Annotated in this window: 11 protein-coding genes and 1 riboswitch; of the genes, 10 read left to right on the top strand and 1 reads right to left on the bottom strand. The window is 59.8% G+C overall.

Translation table 11 applies throughout. From position 1 onward, the window contains the following. Positions 1 to 206 precede the first annotated feature (206 nt). The 10 genes from FP026_RS05485 to FP026_RS05440 all read left to right on the top strand — a co-directional run bounded on the left by FP026_RS05485 (position 207) and on the right by FP026_RS05440 (position 12,533). On the top strand, positions 207 to 1,223 hold the full coding sequence (locus FP026_RS05485; RefSeq protein WP_188112503.1) for a nucleoid-associated protein: 1,017 nt from the start codon (positions 207 to 209) through the stop codon (positions 1,221 to 1,223). Next, positions 1,210 to 2,655, top strand: coding sequence for a hypothetical protein (locus FP026_RS05480; RefSeq protein WP_149633600.1), 1,446 nt, complete (start codon positions 1,210 to 1,212; stop codon positions 2,653 to 2,655). The genes FP026_RS05485 and FP026_RS05480 overlap by 14 nt, the downstream gene beginning before the upstream one ends. Continuing rightward, the gene (locus FP026_RS05475; protein WP_149633599.1) at positions 2,652 to 3,242 is read left to right on the top strand and encodes a SixA phosphatase family protein; all 591 of its coding nucleotides are present in this window, start codon (positions 2,652 to 2,654) and stop codon (positions 3,240 to 3,242) included. Before FP026_RS05480 ends, FP026_RS05475 begins: the two co-directional genes overlap by 4 nt. An 84-nt stretch (positions 3,243 to 3,326) precedes the next feature. Further along, positions 3,327 to 5,009, top strand: a complete 1,683-nt coding sequence (locus FP026_RS05470; protein ID WP_149633598.1) for a phospholipase D-like domain-containing protein — start codon at positions 3,327 to 3,329, stop codon at positions 5,007 to 5,009. Positions 5,010 to 5,026: 17 nt separating this feature from the next. Beyond that, positions 5,027 to 6,283: a patatin-like phospholipase family protein gene (locus tag FP026_RS05465; protein WP_149633597.1), complete on the top strand. Its 1,257-nt coding sequence runs from the start codon at positions 5,027 to 5,029 to the stop codon at positions 6,281 to 6,283. Between the two features lie 527 nt (positions 6,284 to 6,810). Continuing rightward, positions 6,811 to 7,905, top strand: a complete 1,095-nt coding sequence (locus FP026_RS05460; protein WP_149633596.1) for a GGDEF domain-containing protein — start codon at positions 6,811 to 6,813, stop codon at positions 7,903 to 7,905. A gap of 81 nt (positions 7,906 to 7,986) precedes the next feature. Continuing rightward, a riboswitch (cobalamin riboswitch) is annotated at positions 7,987 to 8,242 on the top strand. A 164-nt stretch (positions 8,243 to 8,406) separates the two neighbouring features. Then, positions 8,407 to 9,423: an ABC transporter substrate-binding protein gene (locus tag FP026_RS05455; RefSeq protein ID WP_149633595.1), complete on the top strand. Its 1,017-nt coding sequence runs from the start codon at positions 8,407 to 8,409 to the stop codon at positions 9,421 to 9,423. Between the two features lie 2 nt (positions 9,424 to 9,425). Next, positions 9,426 to 10,463, top strand: a complete 1,038-nt coding sequence (locus FP026_RS05450) for a FecCD family ABC transporter permease (RefSeq protein WP_149633594.1) — start codon at positions 9,426 to 9,428, stop codon at positions 10,461 to 10,463. Continuing rightward, the gene (locus FP026_RS05445) at positions 10,460 to 11,224 is read left to right on the top strand and encodes an ABC transporter ATP-binding protein (RefSeq protein ID WP_149633593.1); all 765 of its coding nucleotides are present in this window, start codon (positions 10,460 to 10,462) and stop codon (positions 11,222 to 11,224) included. Before FP026_RS05450 ends, FP026_RS05445 begins: the two co-directional genes overlap by 4 nt. A gap of 214 nt (positions 11,225 to 11,438) precedes the next feature. Further along, on the top strand, positions 11,439 to 12,533 hold the full coding sequence (locus tag FP026_RS05440) for an LLM class flavin-dependent oxidoreductase (protein ID WP_149633592.1): 1,095 nt from the start codon (positions 11,439 to 11,441) through the stop codon (positions 12,531 to 12,533). Positions 12,534 to 12,627: 94 nt separating this feature from the next. On the opposite strand, the gene FP026_RS05435 is transcribed toward FP026_RS05440, so the two are convergent. Beyond that, positions 12,628 to 13,749: an ABC transporter permease gene (locus tag FP026_RS05435; RefSeq protein ID WP_149633591.1), complete on the bottom strand. Its 1,122-nt coding sequence runs from the start codon at positions 13,747 to 13,749 to the stop codon at positions 12,628 to 12,630. Between the last annotated feature and the right edge of the window lies 1 nt (position 13,750).

The following is a 13,750-nucleotide window of genomic DNA, read 5'->3' as shown; positions in this document are numbered from 1 at the left end:
CACCCCGCGGTTTTGCGGTAAAGTCATGCGCAAAATCAAGAATCCGAAGCACAGTGCGCGAAACTGAAAGATAGCGATGGGCTTTCTGGTACCGGTGCACGGCACGAAAGATGACTGCAGCAACGTCATCCAGGCTTGAAGATCGCCTTGTATCATTTCAACCCTATCTTGTTCTGAGTGTTCACTGGCACGTTTGGGAGGGGCACTTGGCATTTTTCGATGACAGCGAATTGAGCGATCTCAAGATCGAAAGAATGATCTTCCATCTTGTCGGGCCGAAAAACGGTCTGATCAAGCTGGCGGAGGTCGATCCTGGGGAATTCGAGAGCTTCTTCGTCGATCGCATCCGATCGGTGAATGGCGGCTTGCCCTATGCTTTTTCCGATGCGTCTTCGACGCGCGAGCGTCTCGGCCGCATCGCCTCGAATGCCGGCGTTTTCCAGGAGGAAAGCGAAAAACTGGCCGAGGATTTCCAAGCCTATCACGGCGGAACCGCCGCCGAAGGAGCGGTTCTGCTGTTCGTCCTGAAGGCGAAGGCAACACGATCGTTCGCCCTTCTGAAATATGATGACGAAACGGTCATCGCCTACGATCTGACGGATGACGGCAGCGGCCGGAAGAAGGTCAGCCTCGAAGCGCTTCAGAAAACCTTCGTCCAGAACAAGGCGGCGCTGCAAAAGGCAGCCCTTATCAAACTGACCGAAAAGGGCGGTGAGCTGACCGTGCTGGACAGGCGCAATCAGCAAAAGGTGGCGCAATATTTCGAGGCGTTTCTGGGCGCGCGGCAGACATTGAGCGATGCCGAATTGACGAAGAAATTGGTCGATGTCACGCGCAAGGTGATCGGTGACAATCCGGATCTCGTCGATGGCGAAGTGGTGCGCGAACTCACCAAACGGACCTACGACGCCGCCTCCGGCGGTGGTGAAATCGACAGCGACGACCATCGCTCCTTTCTCGAGACCGTCATCGGGCACAAGCTTGCGGACGACAGCGTTCTGTTGAGCAAGTTCAATCGCAGCCTCACGACAGAGCGGATCTCCGGCGTGCCGATGACGCTCGCGCCCGATCAGGTGAAGGGACCGAAGACACTCTATTTCAAGACCGAAAATGGCATCGAGATCCGCGTGCCGAACGAATTCCGCGCCCTGATCGAAAAGACCGAGGACGGCATGATCATCATCCACGACAAGCTGGCGATTGAGACCGATGACCCCAACTGAGATCCTCGATCTTATTGCACGAACGCAGCCGACGAAGCCAGTCGAAGAGCATGCGGAACTGATCATCGTCAGGGCGAAACTTGACGATGCAACCCTTCGAACGGAATGGCTGGCCCTCCGCATCAATATTCCGGCCTTTCTCGACTCCGTCACGATCAGGCGTGACGGTACGGACATTGCCCTCGACGACGGCGACGTGCCGGCATCGAGCACGGTTTTTGCCATTACGCTCAACAAGGTCTCGCAGAAGACCGTTCTTCGGCTCTTCTACGGAAAATCCCTGACAGGCCTGGCAAAGGCCCTGGATGGCAGCCTCGTTGTCTGCGTTGCCGAACTGACGGCGGATGAGACATTCACATCCCATGGCGCGAGGTTCCAGCCTTGGACGGAGCAACCTCCCGCGCCGTTCGATCGGCTGCCGGAACTTCCCAACCCTCGAAGCATATGCCATGACGCCAGCAATGCAGGGCTCGTGCCGGCAGATATACGGCCATGGCTGCTGCAGGATCATCCGCGGCAATCGTCGCAGACATTCGAAGCCTGGCGCTTACTGGCGGCTCCCAGGCTGATGGCGGCACTTTCCGATCAGGTCTATGGGGCAGCGCCGAATGTGATTTATCAGCTCTCCGGCCCGCCGAGCCGCAAGGTCAGCGTCTCGCTTCCCGAACTGCTCGCCATGTTCGAGCGGCTCGATGACGGTGTGTTTTGGGTGTTTGCAGGCGGCGAGCGCGACACGGAGACCCGTCATGTTCTGCTGGCGGCGGAATGGGCGCGCAGTTATCGCCAGGGGAGCCTCGCCGAATTCGGAGACGGCAGCCTCGAATCCGCGAAGGCCGCCTATGCGGCCTATGTCAAGGCCGGCAGCAAGGAGACGCTGAAAGCCCTTGCCGATTTGCGCAAGACGGTCGTGGACGAGGCGCAGAAGGCGACCCAGCGAGCCCAGGATATGACGGGCGCGTTGTGGAAGGATCTGGCTGTCGCCACCACGCCCTTCGTGATCAAAATCCTCTCCGATGCCGCAAAGACGCCCAATACATGGATCGCGGGGCTGTTCGCCATCGGCGCGGCGGCGTTTCTGATCCTGTCTTTTCGTGTCCAGACATTCATCAATGCCGGTTATTTTGCCGGCCAGGACCGCGCCCGCGCCATATGGGCCTTGCGATTGAACCAGGTGCTGAGCGCCGCCGAAATCGAGGAGTTCAGCGAAACACCGATCAGCAATAGCGTGTCCGACTATGGTCGCGTCCGCAAGACCGTTCGCAACGTCTATGGCGTGCTCGTCGTCGTCCTCATCATCTTCGCCGGTTACCAGTTCTACACGGTGGCAACCGCCAAAGTTCTGCCGGGTTCCGCGGCTGCGAATGGACCCGCGACCGCCGCTCCCCAGAACGCGGCCCCGGCTCCTGCCACGCCGGCAACCAGGCCACCATGACGCTTTATGAAATTTTTTTAATGCCGAAAATGGCCATTGCGCCTGGTTGTGGAAAGAATATCGTGGATCCAATTTCAGGTAGCGATGGATCAAGACGGCAGCCAAGGGAGGGACGAATGGCGCCAGTCAGGATATTGGTCATGCGTCATGCCGAAAAGCCAGACGATCCGGGAGATCCGAACCTGTCCGCCCCCGGGCGAGCGCGCGCGAAAGCGTTGGCCGCCTGGTATCTCGAAGGCCTTGGACCACCGGATTTCATATTTGCCGCCGCTCCGTCGAGGCATAGTGAGAGGCCTGTCCAGACCGTCCAGCCCTTGGCGGAAGCATTGGGTATCGCGTTGCATACGTCGTATGCCGACAAAGACTACGGCGCCTTGGCCGATACGCTGCTCTCCAAGCCCGAATTCGAAGGTAAGGCGATCCTAGTCTGCTGGCATCACGGCAATATTCCCGGGCTGATGTGGACACTTGGCGCGCCTGAGGGAAGCTATCCCGATCCATGGGCACCGGCTGTGTTCAATCTGATTCTGGCTACAGATTTTCTGAGTGACGGACCCAAGGTCTCGCAAATATTCGAGCCATTCTAGTCCGATCCAAACGGCTTAACGGCCTTCTGCATTCCCGCATGAAAGACAAGCATCGCCTTCATCCAACGCAACGAGGGGATTGAGATGACTTTTGCCAATACTGGTAGCGCCGGCAGCCTTGCAGTGAAATTGTGGCGCGGCGAACGCATGTGCCTCATCGGGATGGACGTCACCGATCCCGAGGATGATTTCGTAGGCTTCGCGATTGAGGTGAAGAGCCCGAGTTCGGCTGATTATGTTCCATTGAGGAACCGTTTGAATTTCGACTACAGCAGCGGCAAGGGCGTCGACGGTTTCCGCAATTTCCTGTCGACCGAGGCTCCATTCCAGAAGTTCCGCTGGATGCATTTTCCCTATGACCCGACGGATGGAACCTATCTCTATCGGGTGACGAAGATGCACATGAATGCCGCCGGCGCCTTGCGCAGCGGTGATCAGGTTGCCGACCTGCCGATCTCGCTCGACCGCATGACCTATAGCGATTATCTCGATATCGGCTTTACCCGCAACTTTGCCTCCTCGCAGGCCTACGCCGACAAGTTCGGCAACAATCCGGACGTTATCCCGAGCGATCCGGACCAGGGCCTGACCTTCACGAAGTTGCAGGGCGACGTCTACCAGTGGCTCGGCTTCGAAGCCTATGATCTCATCTTCGGCCTATTGGACGAGGTGGTGAACGATCCCGGTCTCTCCATCGATGTCTTCGCCTATGATTTCAACGAGCGCGATATCGTCGCCAAGCTCGAAAGCTGCGGCAATCGCGTTCGCGCCATTATCGACAATTCAGGGTCGCACAAACCTTCCGGCAGCGCGGAATCGCAGGCGGCGGCGCGACTTGCTGCTTCGGCGGGAACGGGTGCGGTGAAGCGCATGCATTTCAAGACCCTGCAGCACAACAAGGTCTTCATCGTCCGGCGCGGCGGCCAGCCCCTCAAGGTGCTGTTCGGCTCGACCAATTTCAGCTATCGCGGCCTTTACATACAGGCCAACAATGCGCTCGTGTTCCATTCAAGCGATGCGGCGGGATTGTTCGGCCGTGCCTTCGATCTGGCCTTTCAGGGACTGGACGCCTTCGAGCAGGACGGCCTCAGCAGCAAGTGGAGCCTCGTGCAGGCGCCCGGCATGCCGGCAGCGCACTTCTGCTTCTCGCCGCACCAATCGAGCGATCTGTCGCTCAGCCCCGTTGGCGCGGCGATCGATCAGGCCTCGTCTTCCGTCTTCTACGCCATCGCCTTCCTTAACCAGATCCGCTCAGGCCCGGTGCGCCAGGCAGTCGATCGGCTGATGGGCAAGGACGTGTTCAGCTACGGCATTTCCGACAAGGAGGGCGGACTCGAAATCCGCAAACCCGATGGGACGATCGGCCTGGTGGATTTCACCTATCTTGCAAGCCACGCGCCGGAACCTTTCAAGACCGAATGGAGCGGCGGCAGCGGTATTCATCAGCATGACAAGTTCGTCGTGACCGACTTCAACCTGCCGACGGCCAAGGTATTCACCGGATCCTCCAACCTGTCGCCCAGCGGCGAAACGGGCAATGGCGACAATCTTGTCATGATCGAAGACCAGCGGGTCGCGACATCCTATGCCCTCGAAGCCCTCCGGATATTCGATCATCTCCATTTCCGCTCGGCGATGCAGGGTGCGGGTGCGCCCAACAGCCTGACGCTCGCCCGGCCGCCGGCCCCCGGGCAGGCGGCCTGGTTTCAGCGGTTCTACGCAACGGGTTCGCAGGCGGCGAAGGACCGTCTTCTGTTCTCGCACTGAGGAGATGCGCCCCCGGCATGGAGATCTCCGGTGCCGACAATGAGGCATGGTCCATGAATGAGATCGATGCGATACCTCTATCCGCCGAAAGCGAGGTCGTGGAAGCCTCCGATTTCCGGTGGGACGGCAACGGTTTCGAGGCGGGTATCGGTGTCGCCGCGTCCGGCGGGGGATTTCGGGCCATGCTCTTTCACGTCGGCGCCTTCCTCCGCTTGGCCGAACTTGGGCTTCTGCAACAGGCAAAGCGCGTCTCCAGCGTTTCCGGCGGCTCTATCACCACCGCCTGGCTCGCGAGCGTTTGGCCCGATCTCGTCACGGCTGATTTTGCCAATATGAAGGATGTCTTCGTCAGTCCAATGCTCGCTTTTGCCCGGGCAAGGATCGACATCATGGATGCGGTGATCGGGCTCCTGCCCGGAACGTCCGCCGCGCGGCAAGTGGCGAAATTCTACGACAAGCATCTGTTTCAGGGGCGCAGCCTTCAGGATCTGCCCGACCAGCCGCAGTTCATATTCTGCGCAACGAACCTGCAGACCGGCGTACTCTGGCGCTTTGGCAGGACCTATGCCGGTGATTACATCGTCGGGCGGCTCGACCGGCCGGATTTTCCGTTGGCCCAAGCTGTGGCCGCTTCTTCGGCCTTTCCTCCCATTCTGTCGCCGCTGGTGCTCAAGTTTGCGGACGGTAGTTTTCAGGATTGGCCGACGGCGCCGTCCAAACCGATCACGGCGATCCGCGATTTTCGCAGGACTGTCATTCTCACCGATGGAGGCGTCTACGACAATCATGGCGTCGAGCCGCTGATAAAGCGCTTCGCCACTCTTTTCGTCAGCGATGGCGGCGCGCCCTTTGCCCGAAATTCCGGCCTATGCCGCAATTGGGTTAGTCAGCTTCGCCGGATTCTGGATGTCACCGACAACCAGGTGAGAGCACTGCGGCGTCGCGATCTTATCGGCCGCTTCAAGGCGGCCGCGCCGCTGAGCGACGAGGCATCGCTGGTCGCCGCGCAGGGATACGGTCGTTTCGGCTCCTATTGGGGTATCGATACGGACCCCTCCAAACTCGCGCCCGAAGGGGCATTGCCATGTTCGCCGAAGGAGGTCGCGGCCCTCTCCGGCGCACCGACCCGGCTCAGCAACCTCGGCGACGATGTATCGGAAAAGCTGGTGAATTGGGGATATGCGATCTGCGATCGAAGCGTTCGAGCAAACTATCGCGGGTCGATGCGACAGGTTGCCCCGGCCTGGCCCTTCCCGAAAAGGCCATTGGCATGACCATGATCGATATTCGGATCGTGCCCAACATCTTTACAGCGCAGTTTCGCGCACAGGTCTTGCATCGATCGCCTGCAGCTTAAGGCGAAAAATTGTTCGTCCGCACTTGACCGCTTCACACCGGGTGCCAGATAGCGCGTATTATCTATACGTTCTTGAAAAGCGATCCACCGGGAAGGCTTTGCGCAGCTTCGGCAATCTGCTCAGCATTGTCCACCTTTCGATTTTTTCATCCGCATTGTTCCACTCCCTCGATGTCTTATAATCCCCCGAAAATTCGTAAGTGCGCCACTGCTCGGATTGCGGTGTCGGACACCATGGCATCGATCCGTATCAATTTCGAAGTTCTATTACGACAATGATCATTATTTGCGATCCCGACTCGATCCCCTGTCCCGCCCCAAGCCACGTTCCGCCGCAGAGACTCGCTAAACCATTTTATAGAGATCGCATGGTATCCTGCGCCGACTTCGAGTATGGCCGATGCGTGCCATTGACGAGGCTCCTCGCGAAGAAGGCGGATAGCCATGGGAATTGAAATGCATTTGCCGTCGCTGGTGCGGGTCCTGGGGCAGGTGGCTATCATCGTCTATGCCTATTCCTGGGTCATACGGATCATTGATCGCGGCATCCTGAAATCGGTTGCGGTCGGATTGCTGTTCGGCGTGGTCGGCATCCTGTCGATGGCTGATCCGATCCAGTGGATGCCTGGCGTCATTCAGGATGGCCGCTCGATCCTCCTCGTCCTTACGCCGGTCTATGGCGGCCTGTTGGGGACCGTTGTTGCAGCGATGATGATGGGTTTGTTTCGCTTCATGATCGGCGGCCTGGGCGCCGTCGGCGGCATTGCGGGGATCCTCATCGTCGCGCTTGCCGGCTATATGCTCAGTCTCCTGCCGCGGCAGTGGATCGGCACGGGATGGAAGCGATCGGCATTGTTCGGCATGGCGACCTGCACGTCGCTCGTGGTTCTCGTCTTTCTGCCGTGGGCGGTTGCGCGCGAGCTTCTGCTCTCGGCAACGCTTCCGGTCACGATCGTCAATATAATCGGTGTCTTTCTCCTCTCGGATCTGCTGGAGCGCGAGCAATATCGCATCGGCATCCAGCGCGCGCTCGAGAGCGAAGCAAGCCTCGATCCGCTGACGAAGCTGCCCAATCGCCGTGTCCTACAGCGGGAAGGGGACCGTTGCAGCAAGGAAGCCGGCATCAGGCGCATCCCGTTTTCGATCATCATGCTCGATATCGATTACTTCAAGAAGATCAACGACAGCTGGGGCCATTCCTTCGGTGATACGGTCCTGGCGCGGGTCGCGGACGTGATCCGGCAGACCGTCCGAAGGACCGACATTGCCGCCCGCTATGGCGGTGAAGAGATCGTCGTTCTGCTGCCGAACACCGATGTTAAGGCAGCCACCGCCATTGCGGAAAAGATCCGCAAGGATATCGAAGCGACAATCCTGATGTTCGAGCAGGAGAGCATCCGCGTCACGGTCAGCATCGGTATTGCCTGCTCCCACGAACCGACTGCCGACTTCAAGCATGTGCTGGAGGCTGCCGACAAGGCACTCTATCGCGCCAAGGCCGGCGGGCGAAATCGCGTGGAATTGGCGGACGCCGCTTGACCAGGCCACATGGACCTCGGCTCTGAGAGCTGCGCGCCCGCTTTATCGCATCTATGCGTCCTTGACGGGAAGGGGCCATCCGGCATAACTGGACGCGACGGTTCCCCAAGGAAGACTCCGCGGGGATTAATAGGGAACACGGTGAGGACGACCCAAGAGGGACCTAGACCGTGGCTGCCCCCGCAACTGTAAGCGGATTGCCGATCATCCGGGAGCGACCAGCCCGCTGGTTCTCTCCCAGGGCCTTGAGCCATGCCACTGCAAGCATGCTTGCGGGAAGGCAGATGATCGTCAGATATCCGCGAGCCAGGAGACCTGCCGTCGATCACGATCCAATCAGCCGGGCGGGGATGCCCGGAAGGGACAGAGAGAATGATTGACCTGAGCCTTCGACACCCTCCGACATCTATCGGCCTTGATTGGGATCCTCGCAGCCGGCGGCGGTCTTCTTGAGCGCGATCGCGCTGATACCGTCCAGTTTCCCTCCCATCGAGATCTTTCATGCGCCATTTTTTGACGACGATTACATTTGCATTCGGCCTGACCGGCTTTGCTGCTTCTGGTTTGGCCGCGACCCAATATCCCCTTACCATCAGCAATTGCGGCCAGAAGGTCACCTTCCAGAAGGCTCCGGCCAAGATCGTTTCGATCGGGCAGGGCATGACCGAGATTCTCTTCTCGCTCGGCCTTGCCGACAAGATCGCCGGGACGGCCGTTTGGGTCGGCCCTATTCTGCCGCAATATGCGGAAGCCAACGGCAAGATTCCGCGGCTTGCGGATAATGATCCAAGTTTCGAATCCGTCGTCGGTAAGGAGCCGGATCTGGTCGCCGCCGAATTCGAATGGCATGTCGGCCCGCAGGGCTCCGTCGGCAAGCGCGAGCAGTTTTCCGAGCTCGGCATCAATACCTATATCGCGCCGACCGATTGCGTCGCCAAGGTCAATGCCGATGGCGGCGACGGCGTGCGCAAGGAACTGTTCACGATGGACCTGATCTATCAGGAGATCGGTGAACTCGCTGAGATCTTCGACGTTGAGGATCGCGGCGATGCTTTGATCGCCGACCTGAAGAAGCGCGAAGCGGATGCGGTCGCCTCGATTTCAGGCGCAAAGTCCAAGGATCTGCCGATCCTGTTCTGGTTCTCCAGCAAGGAAGTCGGCGGTGACGCTTTCATCGCCGGCAAGAACAGCGCTCCGGCCTATATCCTGAAGACGATCGGCGCCAGGAATGTCGTGACGACCGAGGAAGAATGGCCGCTGGTCGGATGGGAGACGATTGCGCAGGCCAATCCTGCTGTGATCGTCATCGCCACCATGGATCGCCGCCGCTATGCGGCTGACGATCCGAAGGTCAAGCTCGAATTCCTCGGGAAGGATCCGGTCACCAGCCAGTTCGACGCCGTCAAGAACAAGCATTTCGTTCTGATGGATGCTCAGTCGATGAACCCGACGATCCGGACCATCGACGGCATCGAAGTCCTGGCCAAGGGCATCAAATCCTTCGGCCTGGCGCAGTGAACATGCATCTTATTGCAGAACGACGGCCATGGTGGACGCTGTTGGTGCTCGCCCTGGCCGCCATCGTGATCCTGGCCTTCATGATCAGCCTTGCAGTGTCGATCGGCGAGATTTCCATCCCGCTGTCGACGACCGCAAAGGCTGTATCGAACCGGCTGTTCGGAACGGGCTTCGAGCTCAGCCGGATTCACCAGGGCATCGTCTGGGATTATCGCCTGAGCCGGGCGCTCGTCGCCGCCAGCGCCGGCGCCTCGCTGGCATTGAGCGGTGTGATCCTGCAGGCCCTGTTGCGCAATCCCCTTGCCGAACCTTATGTGCTCGGCATTTCGGCGGGTGCCTCGACGGGGGCCGTCTGCATCATGATCCTCGGGCTCGGCTATGGCATTCTCGGGCTTTCCGGCGGCGCCTTCCTGGGTGCGATCGTCGCTTTCCTGTTTGTCGGCCTGCTTGCGACGGGTGTCGGCGGCACGAGCGAGCGCATCATCCTGTGCGGCGTTGCGGGTTCGCAGCTTTTCAACGCGTTAACCTCCTATATCGTCACCACGTCGGCCAATGCCGAGCAGGCGAGGGGTGTCATGTTCTGGCTGCTCGGTTCGCTGAGCGGCGTGCGCTGGCCGGATGTCTATCTTTCGGGGCCGGTCGCCATTCTCGGCTTTGCCGTCTGCATGGCGCATGTCCGCGTGCTCGACGCTTTCATCTTCGGCACGGATGCGGCCGCCTCGCTGGGGATTGCGGTGCGGCGCGCGCAGATCGTGCTGCTTGGCGTGACTGCCTTCATGACGGCGGCCGTCGTCAGCATCGTCGGCTCCATCGGCTTCGTCGGCCTCGTCATCCCGCATGCCGCCCGCTTCATGGTGGGTCCAAGCCATGACCGGCTGCTGCCGGCAGCAGCTCTTGCCGGCGCCATCTTCATGGTTGGCGCCGATATCGTCTCGAGGATCATCATTCCCCAGCAGATCCTGCCGATCGGCGTGGTCACCGCCCTGTTCGGGGCGCCCGCCTTCGCCATTATTCTTTATCGCGCCCGGAGGACGGCATGAGCATCGCGGTCGACACAGTCACTTTTGCCGCCGGCAATACTTTGATCGTCAACGGCGTCAGCCTGGCGGTGGAAAAGGGCAGGGTCCTCGGCCTTCTAGGCCCGAACGGCTCGGGCAAATCCAGCCTGCTGCGGCTGATCTGCCGCCTGAGGAAGGTCAAGAGCGGCGTCATCCGGCTCGGCGGTAGCGATATCGCCTCGATTTCGCGCGGCGATATCGCCCGCCGCATCGCGCTCGTCGAACAGCAGGCGACGACCGATACGCAGGTGACTGTCATGGACGTCGTGCGCCTCGGCCGCACGCCGCATCGCGGCCCCCTCTCATCCTGGAGCGCTTGCGACGACGAGGCGGTATCAGATGCGCTTGCCCGTGTCGGCATGCAAGGCCGCGCCGGGCAGCTATGGCAAACCCTGTCGGGTGGCGAACGGCAGCGGGTCCATATTGCGAGGGCGCTGGCCCAGACTCCAAGCGAACTTCTACTCGACGAGCCTACAAATCACCTCGATATCCAACATCAGCTCGACATTCTCGGCCTTGTCTCCAGGCTCGACGTGACCTCGATCGTCGCGCTGCATGATCTCAATCTCGCGGCCATGTTTTGCGACAGCCTGGCGGTGCTCCAAAATGGCGAGGTCGTCGCAGCCGGCCCGCCCGAACAGGTGCTGACGGAGGAATTGATCGAACGGGTTTTCGGCGTTCGCGCGCATGTCCAGAAATCCTCGGTCCATGGCCGCTGCAACATCCAATATATGGCGGGTTGACCTCGTTTAAGCGGGGGCATTGATCTTTCGCTCGCATCGAGCCGTTTCAATCCACGCACAAAAATAGTTTAGGTTTAAACTTGTTTTTTCCGATCGATGGATCGACAGTGGTGGCCCAAGAGGAACAGGGCCTATCTCTCCGGCCGGCAACGGCAGTTGGAACAGACGGAGGCGATGCGTTCCGCCCGCAGAAGACCCATAAAAGAGGAACAGCATGATCAAGCCGCATCCGCTGAAAGGTCCCAGCAAATTGAAACTCGGCGTCTTTTCCGCAAATGCGGACGGGGGGCTTGCCATTACCGACGTGCCGGAGCGCTGGCAGGCTCGGTGGGAGGACAATCTGAACGCCGCACAGATCGCCGATCGTGGCGGGCTGGATTTCTTCCTTCCGATCGCGCGCTGGAAGGGCTTCGGCGGCAAGAATCGAGTGCGTGAATGGTCCTTCGAGACCTTTACCTGGGCGGCGGGCCTTGCCTCCGTCACGGAACGGATCGGCCTTTTCATGACCGTTCATGTGCCGCTCGTGCATCCGCTCTATGCGGCAAAGGCGCTCGCGACCGTCGATCATATCAGCGGCGGCCGCGCAGGCCTCAATATCGTTTGCGGCTGGAACCCGAAGGAGTTCGGCATGTTCGGGGTGCCGCTGGTCGAGAAAGGTTATGACCAGGCGGACGAGTGGCTTGATATCATGGAACGGGCCTATGCGTCGGATGCGCCGTTCGACTACGACGGCACCTATTACAGGCTAAAGGATGTGGTGAGCCGACCCGCCAGCCTGCAATCGCCGCGGCCGGTCACTATGAACGCGGCTTTCGGCGGGCCGGGTCGGGATTTCGCGGCGAAGAATTGCGAATATCTCTTCACCACCTTCACCGAGATTTCCGAAGCCGGCAAGCATGTCGAGGATATCAAGGGGCGAGCCGAGAAGCTCGGCCGCGATATCGGCGCCTATACCGTCTGCCATGTTGTCTGCCGCGAAAGCCAGCAGGAGGCAGAGGAGTATTACGAACGTTATGCCGTGACGCTTGCAGACCATGAGGCGGTCGATGCCCATATGGCCGGCAAGAAAGAATTCTCCCAGTCGCATGATACGCAAGCCTATGATCGCTACCGCAAGCGGTTTGCGGGCGGTGCGGGTGGCTATCCGCTGGTCGGCACGCCGGAAAAGATCGTTGAAGATATGATCGCTATCGCCGAACAGGGCTATTCCGGGATTGCCATGTCCTTCGTCAACTACACCTATGAACTGCCCTTCTTCTGCGATCGGGTCCTGCCGCTCCTGAAGAAGGCGGGGCTGCGGGTCGAATGACGGGTGATATCGTCACCATCGATGGACGGTGCGGGCTTGCTGGCTTCACCGGCTCGGCCGTCTGCAGCGTGCACTCTTCCTGAAATTGCGCTAGCTAGTTCAACCGGTGACGGAACATCCAGGCGGCGACGGGCATCGTCGCGGCGGCGATCGCAACCAGGGCCAGCATGTCGGGAAAAAGCGCGTCGAGCCCGGCACCTTCGAGATAGACGCCGCGCGTGATGCTGATCGCATATCTCAGCGGATTGATCATCGTCGCATATTGCAGAACCTTCGGCATGTTGTCGGTCGGCGACATCAAGCCGGACAGCAGCATGAAGGGCATCAGGAAGACAAAACTGAGGATCATTGCCTGCTGCATATTGCCGGCAATCGAGGACAGAAACAGCCCGAAGCCGATGGCCGCCGCGAGGAAGAGGCTCAGCCCGAGATAGAGCGTCAGGAAGGAGCCGGCAAACGGGATGCGAAACCAGAACAAAGCCACCAGCAGGATCGTGGACGCTTGAGTGATGCCGACGATCATCGAGGGAACGGCCTTGCCGATCATGATCTCGGTCGGCGTGAAGGGCGCCACGAGGAGTTGGTCGAAGGTTCCTTCCTCGCGCTCGCGCGCGACGGACATGGCGGTCAGTATCATCGTCATCAGCATGGTGATTGTGCCGATGAGCGATGGGACCATGCTCCAGCGCGTTTCCAGCTGCGGATTGTACCAGGCGCGCGTCGTGACTTGAACGGCATTGCCGGAACGGCCCTTCTGTGCAAGCCAATCGGAGGTGAAGTCACTGATGATCGTGTTGGTATAGCCCTGCGCAATGCCGCTCGTGTTGGAATTCCTGCCGTCGGCGATGATCTGCAACGTGCCAGGCGCGCCGGCTTCCAATTGCCTCCCGAAATCATGCTCGACAACAATGATCAGGACGGCTTGCTCGGCATCGAGCAGCCTTACGGCCTGACCCGTCTGCGCCAGCGTCGCCACTCTTTCGAAGATGCCGGATCCTTCGATCTTTGCAACCAGGTTTCTCGATGCCGTCGTCCTGTCCTGGTCGACAAGCGCATAAGGGACGTTGTTGAGGTCGTAGGTGGCGGCATAGCCGAAGATCAGACACTGAAGGATGGGCGGGACGACGATGCTTGCCCGGCTTCTTGGGTCCTTCAGGATGACGAGGAGTTCCTTGCGGATCAGGGTTGCGATGCGCAGAAGTGATGCGATCAACATG

It is taken from the genome of Martinezella tropici (genome assembly GCF_008370325.1).
Classification (GTDB): Bacteria; Pseudomonadota; Alphaproteobacteria; order Rhizobiales; family Rhizobiaceae; genus Rhizobium; species Rhizobium tropici_B.
The sequence above is the reverse complement of the archived record's forward strand: the minus strand, read 5'-3'. Positions and strand labels throughout refer to the sequence as shown.